Origin of the sequence: Actinomadura sp. 7K507 (assembly GCF_004348425.1) — a bacterium.
Lineage (GTDB): Bacteria > Actinomycetota > Actinomycetes > Streptosporangiales > Streptosporangiaceae > Spirillospora.
Genome location: NZ_SMKK01000065.1, coordinates 1 through 17,633 on the forward strand (window position 1 = coordinate 1; position 17,633 = coordinate 17,633).

17 protein-coding genes are annotated in these 17,633 nt (G+C 73.9%); 3 read left to right on the forward strand and 14 right to left on the reverse strand.

Annotation, left to right across the window (positions count from 1 at the left end; all coding sequences use genetic code 11):
• The 6 genes from E1285_RS16715 to uraD form a co-directional block, all read right to left on the reverse strand.
• Positions 1–2,207 (reverse strand): molybdopterin cofactor-binding domain-containing protein (locus E1285_RS16715; RefSeq protein ID WP_207946627.1); only part of this gene is annotated, 2,207 nt, incomplete at its 3' end.
• Positions 2,207–3,565, reverse strand: a complete 1,359-nt coding sequence (locus E1285_RS16720) for an 8-oxoguanine deaminase (RefSeq protein ID WP_132152999.1) — start codon at positions 3,563–3,565, stop codon at positions 2,207–2,209. The genes E1285_RS16715 and E1285_RS16720, both read right to left, overlap by 1 nt.
• A complete protein-coding gene (locus tag E1285_RS16725; protein ID WP_132153001.1) occupies positions 3,562–4,062 on the reverse strand; it encodes a (2Fe-2S)-binding protein in 501 nt (166 codons plus the stop codon). The genes E1285_RS16720 and E1285_RS16725 overlap by 4 nt, the downstream gene beginning before the upstream one ends.
• Positions 4,062–4,934, reverse strand: a complete 873-nt coding sequence (locus tag E1285_RS16730; protein WP_132153003.1) for an FAD binding domain-containing protein — start codon at positions 4,932–4,934, stop codon at positions 4,062–4,064. The genes E1285_RS16725 and E1285_RS16730 overlap by 1 nt, the downstream gene beginning before the upstream one ends.
• Before the next feature lie 11 nt (positions 4,935–4,945).
• Positions 4,946–5,260 carry a hydroxyisourate hydrolase gene (uraH, locus tag E1285_RS16735; protein WP_132153005.1) on the reverse strand — a complete coding sequence of 105 codons (315 nt, stop codon included), beginning with the start codon at positions 5,258–5,260 and terminating at the stop codon, positions 4,946–4,948.
• Positions 5,257–5,715: a 2-oxo-4-hydroxy-4-carboxy-5-ureidoimidazoline decarboxylase gene (gene uraD, locus E1285_RS16740; RefSeq protein WP_132153007.1), complete on the reverse strand. Its 459-nt coding sequence runs from the start codon at positions 5,713–5,715 to the stop codon at positions 5,257–5,259. The genes uraH and uraD overlap by 4 nt, the downstream gene beginning before the upstream one ends.
• Positions 5,716–5,827: 112 nt before the next feature.
• Between uraD and E1285_RS16745 the strand changes: the two genes are divergently transcribed.
• Complete coding sequence (locus tag E1285_RS16745) at positions 5,828–7,336, forward strand: PucR family transcriptional regulator (RefSeq protein WP_132153009.1); 1,509 nt, start codon at positions 5,828–5,830, stop codon at positions 7,334–7,336.
• A 5-nt stretch (positions 7,337–7,341) separates the two neighbouring features.
• Here E1285_RS16745 and E1285_RS16750 read toward each other — a convergent pair whose 3' ends face one another.
• From E1285_RS16750 to E1285_RS16780, 7 genes are read right to left on the reverse strand one after another with little or no spacing between them, the layout of a single operon-like run.
• Entirely contained in the window at positions 7,342–8,202 is an 861-nt protein-coding gene (locus E1285_RS16750; RefSeq protein WP_132153010.1) for an alpha/beta hydrolase, read from the reverse strand.
• A gap of 30 nt (positions 8,203–8,232) precedes the next feature.
• Positions 8,233–8,961 carry a Clp protease N-terminal domain-containing protein gene (locus tag E1285_RS16755; RefSeq protein ID WP_132153012.1) on the reverse strand — a complete coding sequence of 243 codons (729 nt, stop codon included), beginning with the start codon at positions 8,959–8,961 and terminating at the stop codon, positions 8,233–8,235.
• A gap of 49 nt (positions 8,962–9,010) precedes the next feature.
• Positions 9,011–9,943: an NAD(P)-dependent oxidoreductase gene (locus E1285_RS16760; protein ID WP_132153014.1), complete on the reverse strand. Its 933-nt coding sequence runs from the start codon at positions 9,941–9,943 to the stop codon at positions 9,011–9,013.
• Positions 9,940–11,445 (reverse strand): class I adenylate-forming enzyme family protein, encoded by a 1,506-nt coding sequence (locus E1285_RS16765; protein WP_132153016.1) that lies wholly within the window; start codon positions 11,443–11,445, stop codon positions 9,940–9,942. The genes E1285_RS16760 and E1285_RS16765 overlap by 4 nt, the downstream gene beginning before the upstream one ends.
• Complete coding sequence (locus E1285_RS16770; RefSeq protein ID WP_132153018.1) at positions 11,442–12,599, reverse strand: cytochrome P450; 1,158 nt, start codon at positions 12,597–12,599, stop codon at positions 11,442–11,444. Before E1285_RS16770 ends, E1285_RS16765 begins: the two co-directional genes overlap by 4 nt.
• 13 nt (positions 12,600–12,612) lie before the next feature.
• Positions 12,613–13,365 carry a glycosyltransferase family A protein gene (locus E1285_RS16775; RefSeq protein ID WP_132153020.1) on the reverse strand — a complete coding sequence of 251 codons (753 nt, stop codon included), beginning with the start codon at positions 13,363–13,365 and terminating at the stop codon, positions 12,613–12,615.
• A 2-nt stretch (positions 13,366–13,367) separates the two neighbouring features.
• Positions 13,368–14,381: a ketoacyl-ACP synthase III gene (locus E1285_RS16780; protein ID WP_132153022.1), complete on the reverse strand. Its 1,014-nt coding sequence runs from the start codon at positions 14,379–14,381 to the stop codon at positions 13,368–13,370.
• A 191-nt stretch (positions 14,382–14,572) separates the two neighbouring features.
• On the opposite strand from E1285_RS16780, the gene E1285_RS16785 reads away from it, so the two are divergent.
• Positions 14,573–15,805 carry a cytochrome P450 gene (locus tag E1285_RS16785; protein ID WP_243722837.1) on the forward strand — a complete coding sequence of 411 codons (1,233 nt, stop codon included), beginning with the start codon at positions 14,573–14,575 and terminating at the stop codon, positions 15,803–15,805.
• Between the two features lie 36 nt (positions 15,806–15,841).
• Here E1285_RS16785 and E1285_RS16790 read toward each other — a convergent pair whose 3' ends face one another.
• Entirely contained in the window at positions 15,842–16,246 is a 405-nt protein-coding gene (locus E1285_RS16790; protein WP_132153024.1) for a hypothetical protein, read from the reverse strand.
• Positions 16,247–16,407: 161 nt separating this feature from the next.
• Between E1285_RS16790 and E1285_RS16795 the strand changes: the two genes are divergently transcribed.
• A complete protein-coding gene (locus tag E1285_RS16795; protein WP_132153026.1) occupies positions 16,408–17,568 on the forward strand; it encodes a steroid 3-ketoacyl-CoA thiolase in 1,161 nt (386 codons plus the stop codon).
• The last annotated feature ends 65 nt before the right edge of the window (positions 17,569–17,633 follow it).

Here is a 17,633-nt window from a genome sequence, read left to right on the forward strand (position 1 = left end):
GTCGGGGGTTCTCCGGCGCCTCGCAGGCCGTAGGGGGCGGCGGGGTCCGGGTTCTCCAGGATGTCCAGGCGCATCGGTGGCATGTCGAGGATCGTCGGGATCAGGTAGTCGGTGAAGGACGGGTTCCTGACGAGGCCGTCCGTCACGACGATCTCCTCCATCAGGGCGAGGCCCAGGCCCTGGGCCGAGCCGCCGTGGATCTGGCCCTCCACCCCGGTCCGGTTGATGATCTTCCCTACGTCCTGGACGGCGGCCATTTCGACGACCTTGACCAGGCCCAGGTCGACGTCCACGTCCACTACGGCGCGGTGGACGCAGAGGGCCAGCTGGGTGTGGCTGTCGCCCTGGCCTGTGATCGGGTCCAGGGCGGTCGTGGGGCGGTGGCGGTATTCGCGGGTCTCCTCGATGACGGTGTCGCCGAGGACGTCCTCGATGGTGCCGAGCACCCCGTCCGCGCGAGAGACGATCTTGCCGCCGGCGGTGGAGAGGTCGTGGCGGGCCAGGCGGCGCGCGGCCAGGGCGAGCAGCTCGGCGCGCACCGCCTCGCAGGCCGTCTTGACCGCGCCGCCCGACATGTAGGACTGGCGGGACGCGCTGGACGAACCCGCGTCGCCGGCCCGGTCGTCCGCCGGGGCGATGACGACCTTCTGCACGCCCAGCTCGGTCCGGGCGATCTGCGCCTGGATCGTGACGAGCCCCTGCCCGACCTCGGCCGCGGCGGTGTGCACGAGGACGGTCGCCTCGCCGCCGATGACCTCCAGCCGGACGCGGGCGGTGGAGTAGTCGTCGAACCCCTCGGAGAAGCAGATGTTCTTGATCCCGACGCCGTACCCGACGCCCCGCACGACGCCCTCGCCGCGGGTCGTCTGCGATACGCCGCCCGGCAGGTTCCTGAGGTCGGACGGGTCGAGCGGCGGCGGCATCGGCATCGCCTCCAGCCGGTCCAGCATCCCGGCGAGCGGCGCCGGCGAGTCGATGACCTGACCGGTCGCAAGCCTGGAGCCCTGCGAGACGGCGTTGCGGCGGCGGATCTCGACCGGGCCGAGCCCGGTGGCCGCGCCGAGCCTGTCCATCATCGACTCGTAGGCGAAGCACGCCTGCACCGCGCCGAACCCGCGCATCGCGCCGCACGGCGGGTTGTTGGTGTAGACGCCGTACGCGTCGATCCTGATGTTGGGGATCTCGTAGGGGCCGACGCCGAGGGACGCCGCGTTCCCGGTGACGTTCATCGTGGACGAGGTGTACGCGCCGCCGTCCAGGACGATCTCGACGTCGGCGTACAGGAGCCGCCCGTCCGCCGTGGCGCCGTACTCGTAGCGCATCTGGGCGGGATGCCGGTGGACGTGCCCGAAGAACGACTCGTACCGGTTGTACGACATCTTGACGGGCCTGCCGGTGTGCAGGGCGAGCATCCCCGCGTGGATCTGCATCGACAGGTCCTCGCGCCCGCCGAACGCGCCGCCGACGCCCGCGAGCGTCATGTGGATCTGGTCCTCGGCGAGGCCGAGGCAGGGCGCGATCTGCTTGAGGTCGTTGTGGATCCACTGGGTCGAGACGTAGAGGTCGACGCCGCCGTCCTCGGCGGGGACCGCCAGGCCCGCCTCGGGGCCGAGGAACGCCTGGTCCTGGATGCCGACCTCGTACTCTCCCGACACGACGAAGTCCGCCTCCGCCCTGGCGGCGCCGACGTCTCCGGCGCGGACCGGCTGGTGGCGGGTGATGCCGCCGCGGTCCTGGACCTTCCGCCCCTCCGGGTCGGCGAGCACGGCGCGCGGGTCGGTGACCGGCGTCAGGACGTCGTAGCCGACCGCGATCCTGTCCATCGCGCGCCGGGCGGTCTCCGGATGGTCGGCGGCGACGAGCGCGACCGGCTCGCCCTCGTGGCGGACCTGGTCGACGGCCAGGACGGGCTGGTCCTCGGTGAGGTCGATGCCGAACACCTTGCGTCCCGGCACGTCCTCGTGGGTGAGGACGGCGCGGACGCCGGGCACCGCGAGCGCCGCCGCGATGTCGATCGACCTGATCAGCGCGCGGGGGTGGGGGCTGCGCAGCGTCGCGCCCCACAGCATCCCGTCCATCCACAGGTCGGACGCGTAGGCGAACTCGCCCGCGACCTTGAGCGTGCCGTCGGGTCGCAGCGGGCTCTCGCCGACGCCGCCCAGCCCCGGCGCGGCGACGTGTCCGGGGGTTCTCACCGGTGCCGCCATCAGAGCACCTCCTGCGCGAGCCTCATCAGCCGGCGGTGCGCGTCGGCGCCGCGGCGCCCGGCCTCGTCCTGGGGGACGGTGACGAGCGTGTCGTCGTCGACGACGGTGCGGCCGCCGACGAGGAGCCGCCGCAGCGGCGGGGTCTTCCCGAACGAGAAGGCGACGACCGGGTCGGCGACCGCGGCGTGGAAGCCGTCCACCCGCCACAGCGCGATGTCGGCGAGCTTGCCCGGTTCGAGCGTGCCGATGTCGTCCTCGCGGCCGAGGCAGCGGGCGCCGCCGAGCGTCGCCATCTCCAGGGCCTGCCGGGACGTCAGCGCGGTCGGCCCGTACCGGGCGCGCTGCATGTAGATCGCCTGCCGGATCTCCCCGGCGAGGGGGACGAGTTCCGCCGACGCCGACCCGTCCACGCCGAGGCCGACGGCCGCGCCCTCCTCCAGCAGGCGGGACACGCGGGCGATCCCGGCGCCGAGGCGGGCGTTGGAACTGGGGCAGTGCGCGGTGCCCGTGCGGGTCTCGGCGAGCCGCTTGATGTCGGTGTCGTGCAGGTGGACGCAGTGCGCGAACCACACGTCGGGGCCGAGCCAGCCGAGCGAGTCCATGTACTCGGTCGGGGTCATGCCGAACTGCTCCGCCGTGTGCTCCTCCTCGTCCAGCGTCTCGGCGAGGTGGGTGTGCAGCCGGACGCCCTTCGCCCGCGCCAGCTCGGCCGACCCGACCAGCAGGTCCCGGGTGACGGTGAACGGCGAGCAGGGCGCGACGGCGACGCGGAGCATGGAACCGGGCGACGGGTCGTGGTACCGGTCGATCGCGGCCTCGGTCTCGGCGAGGATCGTGTCGAGGTCTTCGACGACCTCGTCGGGCGGCAGCCCGCCCTGCGACTCGCCCCGGTCCATCGACCCGCGGCACGGATGGAACCGGACGCCCACCTCCCGGGCGGCGTCGATCTCCGCCGCGAACAGGTCGCCGCGTCCCTTCGGGAACAGGTAGTGGTGGTCGGAAGCGGTGGTGCAGCCCGACTTGGCGAGCCATCCGAGGGCCGCGCTCGCCGCGCCGGCCACGACCTCGGCGTCCATCTTCGACCACGGCCTGTAGAGCGTCGTCAGCCACTCGAACAGCGTGCTGTCGACGGCGAGGCCCTGGCTGGCCCACTGGTAGAGGTGGTGGTGCGTGTTGACCAGGCCGGGGGTCGCGAGGCATCCGGTCCCGTCGATCCTCTCGGTGCCTCCGGCCGGTGCGGCGGGGGCCGGGCCGGGGCCGACGGCGGTGATGCGGTCTCCGTCGATCACGATGTGGCCGCCCGGGTGCTCGCCGCCGGAGACGGTGACGACGTGGGCGTTCTCGATGACGATCGTCATTGCGCGGCGGCCTTCCGCTCGGCGGCCCTTCGTTCGGCGGCGAGCCGCACCGCGTCCAGGATCTTCTCGTAGCCGGTGCACCGGCACAGGTTGCCGGCGAGCGCCTCGCGGATCTCGGCGTCGGTCGGCGCGGGGTTCCGCTCGATCAGGTCGTGCGACTGGACGATCAGGCCGGGCGTGCAGAACCCGCACTGGACGGCGCCGGTCTCGGCGAACGCCTCCTGGACGGGGTCGAGCCGCTCCTCGCCGGGCCCGCCCCCGGCGAGGCCCTCGACCGTGCGGACGTCCCGTCCCTCCGCCTGGCCGGCCGCGACCAGGCACGCGCACGCCGGGACACCGTCCAGGTAGACGGTGCAGGAGCCGCATTCGCCCTGTTCGCAGGCGTTCTTCGAGCCGGGGAGCCCCATCCGCTCCCGCAGCATGTAGAGCAGGCTCTCGCCCTCCCACACATCGTCCACGGCCTCCGCCGAGCCGTTCACCGTGACGTTGACGCGCATCAGCGGTCCTCCCTTCCGGCGGTCCGGTGGTCGTTCCAGGCCCAGGTCAGCGTGCGGCGCGCCATCACCGACAGGGCGTGCCCCCGGTAGCCGCCCGTCCCCCGGACGTCGTCGATCGGCGACGCCGCCCCGGTCACCAGTTCCCCGAAGCGCCGCGCCGCCGATTCGGCGAGCGGGCCCCGGCCGTCCCAGTCCAGCTCGCCGGAGGCGAACGCCTCGGCGGCGGGGGCGCGGCGCGGCGTCGGGGCGGCCGACCCGAGGCCGGTCCCGACGCGCCGCTCCGCCGGGTGCAGCGCGACCGCGAACGAGCAGACCGCGATCACCATGGCGTTCCTGGTGCCGATCTTGGAGAAGTACTGCGGGGCGGGCGCGGGGGCCGTCCAGAACGCGCGGATCAGCTCGTCCGGCTCCAGCGCGTTGCGCTTCACCCCGGTGAAGAAGTCCGCCGCCGGGATCATCCGGACGCCGCGGGCCGCCGACTCGGCCTCGATCACCGCGCCGCCCGCCAGCAGCGGCGGGTGGCCGTCCCCGGCGGGCGAGGCCGCGCCGAGGTTGCCGCCGACCGTGCCACGGTTGCGGATCTGCGGCGACCCGACCGTCCGGGACGCCTGCGCGAGGCCGGGCAGCCGGTCCCCCAGCTCCTCGATCAGCCGGGTGTAGGTGACGCCGGCGCCGACGCGGAGCCGCCCGTCCACCGTGTCCCATCCGGCCAGGTCGCGGATCCGGGTCAGGTCGAGCAGCGCCTCCGGCCGGCGCGCATCGAAGTTGATCTCGACCATGACGTCGGTGCCGCCCTGGAGGGGCAGCGCGCCCGGCCGCCCGGCCTTCGCGGCGAGGGCGTCCTCCCAGGTCACCGGTCGCAAAAAGTCCATGTCCGGAGTTCCTAGCTCCCTCGGTAGGTCGAGTAGGCGAACGGGCTGATCAGCAGCGGCACGTGCAGGTGCCGTCCGGGATCGGTGACGGTGAACGCCACCGTGACCTCGGGGTAGAAGTCCGACAGGCCCGCCGTGTCGAACGTGAGGCGGTGCACGCCGCTCTCCAGCGCGGCCCCCCATTCCTTGATCCGGCCGTCGGTGTCGGTGCGGGCCTCGGCCAGGGCCGTCCAGCCGCCGTCCGCCGAACGCCGGTCCAGCCGGACGGCCAGGCCCGCCGCCGGCAGGCCCTTCGCGGCGTCCAGCACGTGCGTCGACAGGCTCAAGGCTCCTCCTCCGTCAGCTTCGCCAACCGCAGATCGACGATCTTGGCCAGCTCCCTCCGCACGACCGCCCGCTCGGTACCGGTATCGTTCCCCAGCCGTTCCCGGAGGTCACCGAGCATCTCGCCGGCGCCGCGGCCGGAAGCGCAGACCAGGAACACATGCCCGAAACGCTCCTCATATGCACGGTTCCCCGCGACCAGGGCGGCACGCACCTCCGCCTCCGCGGCGTCCATGCCCGACTGCTCGCCCCGCGACCAGGTGCCCTTCTTTACCCGCTCCCCGATACGCGGGTGATCGGCGAGCGCCTCCTGCACGTCGGCCCACTCAAGCCCGTCCAGGGCGCTCGCCCCGGCCGCCCGCAGCTCCGCCGCATCGCGGTAGGGCCGCCCGGCGACCGCCGCGACCCACCGGCGCGACGCGCAGCACGCCGACAGCTCCGTCTCGGTGAACAGCACCCGCTCCTCCCCTCACCGCCTGCAGTACACACAGGCTCCCGCAGGCCGGTCGAGGCACAGGACGTCCGAACTGTGCCGCCCCGGACACGCGGGCGTTTGTAGGTTGCTACATATGAGGCTGCGTTCCCTGCTCGGGATGCCCGCGTTGCGGCTGGAGATCCTCACCGGGGAGGAGGAGCTGGACCGGACGATCAGATGGGTCGTCACGACCGACCTCCTCAACCCCGGCCGCTACCTGCGCGGACGGGAACTGGTGCTGACCGGGCTCGTCTGGCGGTCGCGGCCGGCCGACTCGGAGGCCTTCGTGCGGGCCCTCGCCGGCGCGGGCGTCTCGGGCCTCGCCGCCTGGGACCTCGCGCTGGGGACCGTCCCGGACGACCTCGTCGAGGCCTGCCGGCGGCACCGGCTCCCGCTGTTCAAGGTGCCCGAGGACGTCGCGTTCGCGACGGTCACCGAGGAGGTCGTCCGCCATCTCTCCGGCGCCCGCGCCGCCGACCTGACCGCCGTCCTGGACCGGCACCGGCGGCTCGTCGAGGGCACCGGGCTCGGCGCCGTCCTCGATCTGGTCGGACGCGACCTCGGCATGCGCTGCCACGTGCTCACCCCGACCGGACGCGCCGTCGCCGGCCCGCGGCCGGACGAGCCCGCCGCCCTGGCCCGGGCCTTCCTCACCGCACCGCGCCTGCCATGCCATGTCCCCGCGCTGGACACGTCGATCTTCGCGGTCGCGGCGGACACCACGTCCCGCGTGGCCGACTGGTTCGTCGCCTGCGAGGGCGACTTCGCCGACTGGCCGGCCGAGCGCCGCGCCATCGCCACCGAACTCGCCGCGATCGTCGCCCTGGAACGGGCCCGCCGGCACACCGAGCACCGCGTCGCGCAGGAGGCCGTGACGGCCGCCGCCACCGGCACCGGGATCGTCCCGCTGCTGGAGCGGGCGGGCATGGCCCCCTCCGCCGAGTTCGTGGCCGTCGCGGCGTCCGCCCACGGCACCCTGCGTCCCGGCGAGCTGCGCACCGTCCTCGCCGAGATCCTGCCGGACACCGGACCCCTCGTCGGCCTCCTGGACGACGAGGCGCTCGCCCTCGCCCCGGCGACCGGGCGCGACATCGCCGCCGCGGTCCAGGAGGCCCTTCACACGCTGGCGTCCGGCCTTTCCGCCGACGGCATCGCCGTGGGCGTCAGCGGCATCGCGCCGGCGACCGGGCTGCGCGGCGCCGTCGAAGAGGCCCGCTACGCGCGCCGCCTGGCCGCGACCCGGATCCGCATCTCCCGGACGCCGGAGTCGCACTCTCCCGTCCGCGTCGTGCGTCACGACGAGCTGGCCACCCACGTCCTGCTGCTCGCCAGCGTCCCCGACGACGTCCGCCAGATGTTCAGGGTCCGGCTCCTCGACCCGCTGCACGCCTACGACGAGACCCACGGGGCCGACCTCGTCCACACCCTTGAGGCCTTCCTCCAGAACTCCGGCTCATGGACGCGCTGCGCCGAGCAGCTGCACCTCCACGTCAACTCCGTCCGCTACCGCATCCAGCGCATCCAGGACCTCACCGGCCGCGACCTCTCCCGCCTGGAAGACCGAGTCGACTTCTTCCTGGCCCTCCGCCTGATGCCCGATTAGTTCCGTCAGGAGGTGTGGCGGAGGATTGCGGGGACGACCGTGTCCCAGGTGCGGCGTGGGAGTTCGTTGCCGGTCCCGGGGAGGGTGATCAGTTCGGCGCCGGGGATCTCGGTGGCGAGGGCCTGGCCGTTTCCGAGCGGGAAGAACGGGTCGTCCTCGCCGTGGATCACCATGGTCGGCGCGGTGATGTCACCCAGGCGTTCGCGCCAGCGGGGGCCGCTGTCGAGAGCGGCGAAGGCGGTCGCCATCTGGTTGGCGCGGTGCGCCTTGCCGGGGTCGGCGGCGGCGGGCGTGCGGTCGTGGATCCGCTCGATGTCCTCGCGCGCCTCGGCCTCGTCGAATGCGGGGCCGGCGACGTGGCGGGCGCCCTCCAGCATGGCGGCGACGATGGACGCGCGGTCCGTCCAGTCGACTTCGGGCCCGTTCATGAAGTGCTCCATCAGCTCCGGTGCGTGGTCGGGCAGGTCGGAGTCGCTGGGGCCGGGTGCGGTCGGCCGTGTGGCGATCAGGGTCAGGGTCGTGACGCGGGCGGGGTGGTCGAGGGCGAGGAGCTGGGCGATCCAGCCGCCGGCGCCGAAGCCGGCGATGTGCGCGGCGGGCAGGCCGAAGGCGTCCAGGACGCCGGCGGCGTCGGCGACCAGATCGCGCAGGGTGTACTCGGGGGCCTCGGGGTCGGCGGCCGTGGACCGTCCGGTGTCGCGCAGGTCGTAGCGGATGACGTGGCGGCGCAGGGTCGCCAGGCGTGTGCAGAGGTCGTCGGGCCAGGTGAGCATCGTGTTGCCCACCAGCAGGATCGGTGTGTCAGCCGGGTCGCCGAACGTCTCGGTGCACAGTTCCATCCCGTTGGCCTTGATGAGATTCTCCATGGCGGGTCAGACCAGCCGGAAGCTCGAAACTCATCCCTGCTGCGCGGCGATGGCGGTCAGAGCGCTGGTGATCTGCGTCTCGGCCTTCGCCTTGCCGATGCCGAGATCCGACAGGACGCCCGTGCCGTCCTCGAATTCGAGGAGGGCCAGCAGCATGTGCTCCGTGCCGATGTAGTTGTGGCCGAGGCGCAGTGCCTCCCGGAAGGTGAGTTCCAGGGCCTTCTTGCTGTCCGCGTCGTAGGGGATGAGGTCGGGGACGTTCTCGGACTCCGGCGGCAGCGCGGCCGTCGCGGCCTGGCGCACCGAGTCGAGCAGGACGTCCTGCGCCGTGATCGCCTTCGCGGCGAGCGCCTCGGGTTCGGACAGCAGGCCGAGGACGAGGTGCACGGGACGGATCTGGTCGTTGCCCGCCGCGCGTGCCTCGTTCATCGACGCCATGACGACGTTGCGGGCGCGCGGGGTGAACCGGGAGAAGGCCTCCTGCGGGTCGAGGTCGGATGCCTGGCCCTTGGGGACGAAGCGTTTCTGGGCGGCCTGCTTGCTGACCCCCATGCTCGTGCCGATGTCGGTCCAGGACGCCCCGGAGCGGCGGGCCTGGTCGACGAAGTGGCCGATGAGGTGGTCGGCGACGTCGCCGAGGTGCTCGGCGGCGATCACCGCGCTGCTGAGCTGTTCGAGTGTGTCGGTGTGGACCTTCTTGATGCCGTCGATCAGGTCGTCGAGGCGGATCCGGCCGATGGGCTGCGTGGGTTCGGTCATACGTCAACCCTAGGTTGACGATCGAGGAACGTCAACCCAAGGTTGACGACTACCAGCCGGCGGCGCCGGTGAAGGTCGTCTCGTGCGGGTCGTAGCCGAGGTCCGCGCGGGCGGCGGTGATGTCGAGGGTGCGCTCGACGGCCAGATGGCTGATGGCGTAACGGGTGAGGCGCGGCGGTTCGGGGCGGCCGGCCAGAAGGAACGCGCCCTCGGCCACGGCGGCCAGGGGGCGGGCGAGGGACGCCGGGACGTAGACGGGCCTCGCCCGTATCCCCCGCTCGCGGAGGATCTCCCGGAACGCGTCGTCGATCGTCACCGGGGCGGCGTCCGCGATGTTGAAGACGCCCGAGGTCACCGGGCCGGTCGCGGCCAGGAGGCACGCCTGGACGAGGTTGGCGATCGAGGTGAGGCTGATGCGCTGGCGTCCCGTCCCGGCGGCGGGCAGGACCGGGCCGCGCACGGCGGACAGGACGCGCGGCAGCAGGGTCGTGTCGCCGGGGCCGTAGACCGCGTGCGGGCGCAGGACGATCGCGTCACGGCCGGCGGACAGGACCGCGCGCTCGGCGGCGGCCTTCGAGGCGCCGTAGGCGTTCATGTAGCGCCCGACCGGCGCCTCGTCCTCGGTGGCCATGGCGCTCGGGCGGAACGGGTCGTACACGCTGGCGGTGCTGACGTGCACGAACCGGGCTCCGGGGAAGGCCGCGAGGGCGGTGCGGGTACCGGTGAGGTTGGCGGCGAACAGGCCGGCGGCAGGTCCCCAGTCGGTGGCGCTGCCCGCGCAGTGGACGACCGCGTCGACACCGGGCGCGTCCGCGAGCGGGCCGTGCGTGAGGTCCCACGACCGGTAGGCCGCGCCGCCCAGATGCGGCGCGGCCACGGAGGGACGGCGGCCGTAGGCGTACGTCGTGATGCCCTCGGAGGCGAGCGCCCGGCACACCGCGCCGCCGACGAACCCCGACGCCCCCGTCACCGCGACCCTCACGCGGTCACCAGCTCGCGGAGGCGGTCGCGGTCGAGCTTGCGCGTCCTGCCGGAACGGGGCAGTGCGTCCAGGACGACGATCCGGTCGGGCAGGGCGTCGTGGTCGATGACGTCCGGGAGGCTGCGCCGCAGCCGGGCGGGCAGGTCGCCGGGGCCGACCACGGCCAGGACGACCTCCTCGTCCCCGGTTCCGGGATCGGGCACGCCCACGATGGCTGCTTCGGCCACACCGGGGAGCGCGGCGATCGACGGCTCGTACAGGCCCGGGTAGAGGTTGAACTTGCCGCGGATCAGCATGTCCTTCTTGCGTCCCGTGAGCACGAGGCGGCCGCCGTCCAGGCGCGCGAGGTCGCCGGTCGGCAGTTCGGTGAGGGGGTCCCCGCCGAGGTAGCCGCGGCACAGGCTGGGGCCGGACAGCAGCAGCTCGCCGTCGTCCGCGAGCCGCGCGCCGACACCGGGCAGCGGCGCTCCCAGGAGGTCGCCCGATCCGGTGTGGGCGAGTTTCTCCCGCGCCGACGCGATCGCCACCGGCAGGACCTCGGTCATCGCGTAGACGGACAGGACCTCGGCGGACGGCGCCGCCGCGACGGCCCGCCGCAGGATCGCCGCGGGCGCGGGCGCCGCCCCCAGCAGCACGTACCGGAGGGACGGCGGCAGCTCGGGAGCCGCGTCCAGTACCTCGGCCAGGTGCACGGGGACGCAGAACGTGTGCGTGGCCTCCCGCTCCCGCATCAGCCGGGCGAAGTCGGCGGGCGCGCAGAACAGCGGCGGCATCGACCAGCGCGCCCCCGCGATCAGCGTCGGGAGCCCGAGCATGAGCTGGTCGGTGTGGACGACGTCGCCGGGCCCCAGCGGCAGCCGGGCCCGGAAGAGATCGAGGGCCGCGGCGAGGGACGCCTGGGTGTGGACGACGGCGCGCGGATCGGCCGTCGTCCCCGAGGTGAAGATCACGGCGGCGGGCGCGTCCGGGTCGCCGCCGGTGCCGGGTTCGGGTGCGGCTCCCCCGGTCAGGCGCTCGAACGACAGCGCGCCGCGCGGGACGCCTGGAAGGCGGCGGCCGACGTGGATGTGCCGCATCGGGCCCTCGCCCGGGATCCGCAGGTCGGCGAGGTTCGGCAGGAGCAGCCCGCGGCGCCGCGCGTACGCCCGGACGGGACGCAGCCGGCTCCCCGCGTACAGGACCGACTCGGCCGCCGACCAGCGCGGGCGCGCCAGCCGCAGCCGCGCGGTGAACATCTCCGGTCCGGCTCCCGGATCGGCGAACACGACCACTCCCCCGGCCGCGACCACGCCCAGCGCGAGGACGAGCGACTCGGGCGACGGCCGGACGGAGAACAGCACCCCGTCGCCCGCCGCGAGCCCGCGCGACAGCAGGCCGTGCCGGACGGCCAGCACCTGCCGCCGCAGGTCGCCGTAGGTGAGGTGCGTGCCGTCCCCGGCGACGAGCGCGACCTCGCCGGGCGTCCGGGCGGCCTGGTCGAGCAGCCGCGGGACCAGGGTCATCGCGTGTCCCGTTCCGCGCGGACGGCCAGGTACCGGTACGTGGGGATCAGCACGCCGCGCGCCGCCGACCGTCGCGTGATCTTGAGCGGGCCGGCGTCGAGGAGCGCGCGGGCGACGAGCCGGATCTGTGCCATGGCCAGCGGATAGCCGATGCAGAAGTGCGGTCCCGCGCCGAACCAGAGCCGCCGCAGCTCGGGCGGGTGGGGGCGGTCGAGGTCGAACGGGCCGAGCGCGCGGCAGCAGTTGTGCGTGGCGATCAGGACCCGGTCGCCGGGACGGATCGCGACGCCGCCGACCGTGGCGGGACGGTGCACGCTGCGCAGCATGACCGGCGTCGGGGTCGTCACCCGCATGGCCTCCTCGATGGCAGGGTCGAGCAGCGCCCCGTCAGCGGCGACCCGGGCGAGCTGCCCGTGGTCGGCGAGGAGGGCGACCAGCCGGGGCAGCAGCGTGGCCACCGTCTCCGTGCCGGTCAGGAAGAACGCGCCGGCGGCGCCTCTCGCCTCGTCCTCGGAGAGGCCGAGGGCCCGCATCCGCCCCATCACGGTCGACTCGTCCCCCGTCAGGTACGACTTGGCCGCGATGTCCCCGAGCGGGTCGAGCACGGTGCGGGCCCGCCGCACCTGGGACGGGGAGAGCCGCCGGGTCCGCAGCGAGATCATGGAGACGATGCGCTCGCCCTGCTCGAACAGGTCCCGGTAGGCCGCCTCGGTCCTGGCGTCCAGGCCGATGACCTCGCCGATCACCGCGCCGGCCATGACCCGCGCGGCGTCCACCAGGTCGACGGTCGCGCCGCGTCCGAGACGGCCGGTGAGCCGGTCGAGGGGCTCGGCCAGGACGCGGGCGCACAGGGCCTCGGTATAGGACGGGACGAACAGGTCGGTGAGGCGGCGGCGCAGGGCCCGGTGCGCCTCCCCCTCCATGTTGAGCAGGACCGACGGCCCCAGGACCGGCGTCCACAGCTCGCCCGGCGAGCCTGGGCCGTCCTTGCGGAACGTCTCGCCGTCCATGAGGACCTCGCGGGCCGCCGAGGCGTCGTTCACGACCACGCCGACCCCCGGCACCCGGACGGCCGGGCCGCGCCGCGCGACCCCGCGCAGCAGCGGGTACGCGAACGGATGCGCGGTCAGGTAGAGACGCCGTTCCCAGTTCATCTGCTGTCCACGTTCATCTGATGTCGACGACGGGTGGCGTGTAGCGGTGGTCGGCGTACCAGCCGAGCGTCCGGACGAGGCCGAACGCCCGCAGCCGCCGTACCGAGCCGTACATCACGACGTCCTTGCGCAGCCCGTAGGCGTCGGTCACGCGGCGGACGCGGTTGACCAGCTCGCGGTCCTCGTGGACGTCCTCGATGCGGGTGCGCGGGAAGCCGCCGGCCCGCTCGTACAGGTCGGCGGTGATGGCCAGGTTGCAGCCCGGCATCATCACGTAGGGGCCGAGGTAGAGAGGGTCCTGGTTGCCGGGGCGGAAGCGTCCGAAGAGGGCGGCGAGGTCGATGACGGCCGGGAGCAGGCGCCGCTCCCAGAACTTCAGCGGGAACTCGTCGGTCCGGGGCAGCAGCGGCCCGCTGACCATCTCCAGCCCCTCGCCGAACGCGCGCCGCACGGCGGCGACCCAGCCGAGATGGGGCAGGCAGTCGGCGTCGGTGCGGGCGACGTGCGTGGCGCCGGCGCTGATGGCGTGCCGGACGCCGGTGTCGGCGGCGGCCCCGGTCCCCTTCTCCGGCTCGTGGACGATCCGGACGTCGAACGCCGTGTTCCCGGCGGCGAACTCCTTGACGACCTGGGCCGTCCCGTCCGTGCTGCCGTTGTCGACGACGACGAGCGTGAAGCCGGTGTCGGTCTGCCGGGCGAGCCGGCGCAGCGTCGCGCCGATCGAACGCTCCTCGTCATAGGCGGGGACGACGACCCACAGATTCATGATCAGAGCTCCGCGAACATGACGCCGAGGCTGACGCCGCCGGCGAGGCCGATGAGCGCGACGCGGTCGCCGGGTCCGCAGCGCCCCCCGTCGAGGGCGGTGGCGATCTGCAGCGGGAGGCTCGCGGACGCGACGTTGCCATGGCCGGGAAGGGTGACGACGAGCCGCTCGGACGGGATGCCGAGGATCGACCGGAGCACCTCCAGATACGGCAGCGTCACCTGGTGGACGGCGATGACGGCGAAGTCGTCCCACGTCAGGCCGGTCTTCTGCAGGGCGGTCGTGAAGATCTCCGCGCCGTTGGCCACGAACGCGTCCTTGAGCCGCCGCCCGTCGCCGCTGAAGTAGGTGCGGTCGGGGTCGCGGGGGTGCATCGACCCGCCGGCCGGGAGCGTCCCGATCCGCCACGCGCTGGAGACGGCGGCGAAGCCGCGGTAGAAGATCCCGCCGTCGGGGGCCGCCTCGACGAGCATCGCGGCGCCGCCGTCGGAGAGAGTGTAGCCGGCGAAGGCGTCCACGAACTGGGCGCGGTCGCGGACCCTCCAGCGGATCGCGCGCGACGGGCTCTCCCCCGTGCAGACCAGCACCCGCTCGTGCTGCCCGGTGCGGATCAGCGCGTCCGCCGTCTGCAGGCCGTTCAGGAAGCTGTTGCAGGCGTTCTTGACGTCGAAGACCGGGCACGTGGCGCCGAGCTTGGCGGCGACGATGTGCGCGGTGGCCGGCTCGATCAGGTCCTGCGAGGCCGACCCGAACACCAGCAGGTCGATGCCCGCCGCCTGGACGCCGCGCCGGGCGAGGACGTCGCGGGCGGCGGCGACGGCAAGGTCGGACGCCTGCTCGTCGTCGCGCATGACGTGCCGGGTGCGGATCCCGGTCATCCGCTCGACGATCGTGGGATGCGGCCGGTACCCGCCGTCCGCGGTGGCGCTCTCGGCCGCGACCCGTGCCTCGACCTCGGCGCTGGTGACCGTCCGCTCGGGCAGATGCGCCGCGACGGCGGTGATGCGGGCTCTCATGGGCTGGGGTTCCCCCGGTTCCTCGTGCTCCGTGGACGATCAGACTCGCCGACCCCGGACGCTCCCGGACAGAGCGACCCTACGGAACAGGGGTGGGCGTTGTACCCCGGTTCGCCGTGAGTACCGCCACTCATCCGGATTGAGTACTACCGCGTTTCCCCCCGGCTCCGCCACCCGGCAGAATCTGCGGCGTGACCAGCACAGAGTTCCCCGGCGAGACCGGCGCGGCGTCCCCCGGCGAGACCGGCGCGGAGATCGGCGCGGCCGCGCGCCACGAGGCGCGGCTGCTGTGGGCGGCGAACCCCGGGCTGTTCGCGCTGCTGGAGGCGGCGCGCCACACCGGCCCCATCGCGCGGGTGCCGAAGCTCGGCTGGGTGGTGACGGACCCGGTCATCGCCCGCCGCGTCCTCAACGACCACGACCGGTTCGGCATGAACGGCGAGGGCGGCGTCGGCCACCTGTGGACACAGTTGTTCGGGGACGGGATGGCGCGGTTCTTCGGCGGCGCCGGGCACGCCGAGGTCCGCGCCCGTGCCCGCGACCTGTTCACCGAGGATTCCGCGCGTGCGCTGGTGGAACGTTCCCAAGGCGCGTCCCACGCCGTGCTGGCCCGCCGTCTCGCCGCCGGCCGGACCGTCGACGTCGCCGACGCCGCCCGCGTCCTGGCCGGGCGGATGGTCGCCGACCTGCTCGGGCTGCCCGCCGGGCGGGCGGACGGCCGCTACCGGGAGATCTTCGCGGCCGGGGAGCGGCTGGCCGGGCTGGCGATGGGCACGACCGCCTCCACCGAACTCGACCCGGCGGTCCTCGCCGGCGCCCGCGCGATCGTGGACGAGATCACCGCCGGCGTCCCGCACGCCTACCGGACGGCCGGGCCGGACACGCTCCTCGGCCGCTGCCGCGAGATGGGCCTCGGGCTGCCGCTCGCCCGCGGGCTGGCGACCCTGCTGGTGATCGCCGGCACCGAGACGGGCGCGTCCGGGACGGTCCGCACGGCGGCGCTGCTGCACGACACCGGGCGGCAGCGTGCCCTGCTCGCCGCCCCTTCGCTCCTGCACAACGCGGTGCGCGAGGGCCTGCGCGTCTCCACCCCCGCGCCGGTGATCGGGCGGCACGTGGCCCGGGACGCGACCGTCGCGGGACGCAGGCTCCGCGCGGGCGACCGGGTCCTGCTGCTGGCCTACCGCGCGACCAACGGCGCCGGGCCGTTCGACGTCCACCGCGCGTACGTGCCCGAGACCCGCCAGCTGTGGTTCGGCGGCGGCCGCCACCTCTGCCTCGGCGCCGCCGTGGCCCGCACGCAGGTGGCCCGGATGCTGGAGACGCTGCTGTCCGGCGGCCGCCCGTACCGGGTGGTCTCCCGCCGCGCCGCCCGCCGCGTCCTCGTCCCCGCGTACGCCGAACTGCGGGTGCGGCTCTCTTAGACCAGGGCCTGGCCCCCGGGGACCTGGATCTCGGGCTCAGACCTCGGGAATGCTGCTCGGGAGCTCGGTGGAGGGCGCCGGGGCCGGCGCCTCAGGCTCCGGAGGCGGGGCCTCGGGGGCCGTCGGGACGATCTGGTAGCCGGGCTCGGGTTCCGCGGGCGGCTTGTTCCACCACCAGAGGGCGAACGAGATCGCGAACAGCACGGCGATGATGCCGAGCAGCTGGACCACGGCCTTGCGGTGGCTCGGGTCGCCGGCGCGGCGGCGGCGCCGCAGGAGGGGGGTGCGGCCGGCCCGCCGGGCGCGCTTGGCGGCGCGGCGTGTCCGCCGCTGCTCGCGCCTGCTCGGCGGCTGGAGCCGTTCCCGGGCGCTCGGCTCGGTGAACGTGGCGCCCCTGATGAAGTCGTCGTCGAACACGGGCTCGTCGAAGTCTGCGGCCATGAGGTTCTCTCCGGCGCCGGGGGCGGTCCGCAACCCAGGCTAGTCGACACCTCGCGCGATCAGCCCGTCCGAGCCGGGCGTCCTACTCCGTGGGACGGTCCTTCCAGGAAATCTAGAACCGGTTACAGTTGAATGCGAATCGCGTTCTAGAAGGAGACCATATGGGTACCCCGGTGATCGTCGAGGCGGTGCGCACGCCGCTCGGAAAGCGCAACGGCTGGCTCGCGGGCCTCAAGGCCCAGGCCGTCCTGGCGCACGCGCTGGACGCCGCCGTCGGGCGCTCCGGAATCGACGCAGCCGAGGTCGAACAGGTCTTCGCGGGCTGCGTGACCCAGGCCGGCGAGCAGGGCGGGCACGTCGGCCGCTACGCCTGGCTGTACGCGGGCCTGCCCTGGCAGACCGGGGTCACCACGATCGACGCCCAGTGCGGGTCGGCGCAGCAGGCCGTCCACCTCGCCGCGTCGCAGATCGCCGCCGGCGTCGTGGACGTCGCGATCGGCTGCGGCGTCGAGGTGATGAGCCGCGCGCCGCTCGGCAGCAACGTCCTGCCGGCGAACCCGCGGCCGGACGACTGGTCGATCGACATGCCGAACCAGTTCGAGGCCGCCGAGCGGATCGCCGCCCGCCGCGGGATCACCCGCGGCGACCTGGACGCGTTCGGCGCCCGCTCGCAGCAGCTCGGCGCCAAGGCCTGGGCCGACGGCCGCTTCGACCGCGAGATCGCCCCGATCACGGCGCCCGTCCTGGACGCCGAGGGCAACGTCACCGGCGAGACCCGCGAGGTCACCCGCGACCAGGGCCTGCGCGAGACCACCGCCGACGGCCTCGCCAAGCTCAAGCCCGTCCTCGGCCCGGAAGGGCGGCACACGGCGGGCACCTCGTCGCAGATCTCCGACGGCGCCGCCGCCGTCCTGCTGATGTCGGAGGAGAAGGCGAAGGCCCTGGGCCTGCGTCCCCGCGCCCGCGTCAAGACCCAGGCGCTGGTCGGCTCGGAGCCGTACTACCATCTGGACGGCCCGGTCCAGTCGACCGAGCGCGTCCTCCAGAAGTCCGGCATGGCGATGGGCGACATCGACATCACCGAGATCAACGAGGCGTTCGCGTCGATCGTGCTGTCCTGGGCGTCGGTCCACAAGCCCGACATGGACAGGGTCAACGTCAACGGCGGCGCGATCGCGATCGGCCACCCGGTCGGCGCGACCGGGGCGCGGCTGATCACGACGGCGCTGCACGAGCTGGAACGCCGCGACGCCGGAACGGCCCTGGTGACCATGTGCTGCGGCGGCGCCCTGTCCACGGCGACCATCCTCGAACGGATCTGAACGGATCTCCATCACGGGCCCCGGCCTCGACGGCCGGGGCCCTCACAGGCGCGAAAGGCGGTTCT

Bases quoted from the DNA above. Each gene is read 5' to 3' on its own strand.
- E1285_RS16720 (WP_132152999.1), bottom strand. From the start codon at position 3,565: ATGACGATCGTCATCGAGAACGCCCACGTCGTCACCGTCTCCGGCGGC.
- E1285_RS16725 (WP_132153001.1), bottom strand. From the start codon at position 4,062: ATGCGCGTCAACGTCACGGTGAACGGCTCGGCGGAGGCCGTGGACGAT.
- E1285_RS16730 (WP_132153003.1), bottom strand. From the start codon at position 4,934: ATGGACTTTTTGCGACCGGTGACCTGGGAGGACGCCCTCGCCGCGAAG.
- E1285_RS16745 (WP_132153009.1), top strand. From the start codon at position 5,828: ATGAGGCTGCGTTCCCTGCTCGGGATGCCCGCGTTGCGGCTGGAGATC.
- E1285_RS16750 (WP_132153010.1), bottom strand. From the start codon at position 8,202: ATGGAGAATCTCATCAAGGCCAACGGGATGGAACTGTGCACCGAGACG.
- E1285_RS16755 (WP_132153012.1), bottom strand. From the start codon at position 8,961: ATGACCGAACCCACGCAGCCCATCGGCCGGATCCGCCTCGACGACCTG.
- E1285_RS16765 (WP_132153016.1), bottom strand. From the start codon at position 11,445: ATGACCCTGGTCCCGCGGCTGCTCGACCAGGCCGCCCGGACGCCCGGC.
- E1285_RS16770 (WP_132153018.1), bottom strand. From the start codon at position 12,599: ATGAACTGGGAACGGCGTCTCTACCTGACCGCGCATCCGTTCGCGTAC.
- E1285_RS16775 (WP_132153020.1), bottom strand. From the start codon at position 13,365: ATGAATCTGTGGGTCGTCGTCCCCGCCTATGACGAGGAGCGTTCGATC.
- E1285_RS16780 (WP_132153022.1), bottom strand. From the start codon at position 14,381: ATGAGAGCCCGCATCACCGCCGTCGCGGCGCATCTGCCCGAGCGGACG.
- E1285_RS16790 (WP_132153024.1), bottom strand. From the start codon at position 16,246: ATGGCCGCAGACTTCGACGAGCCCGTGTTCGACGACGACTTCATCAGG.
- E1285_RS16795 (WP_132153026.1), top strand. From the start codon at position 16,408: ATGGGTACCCCGGTGATCGTCGAGGCGGTGCGCACGCCGCTCGGAAAG.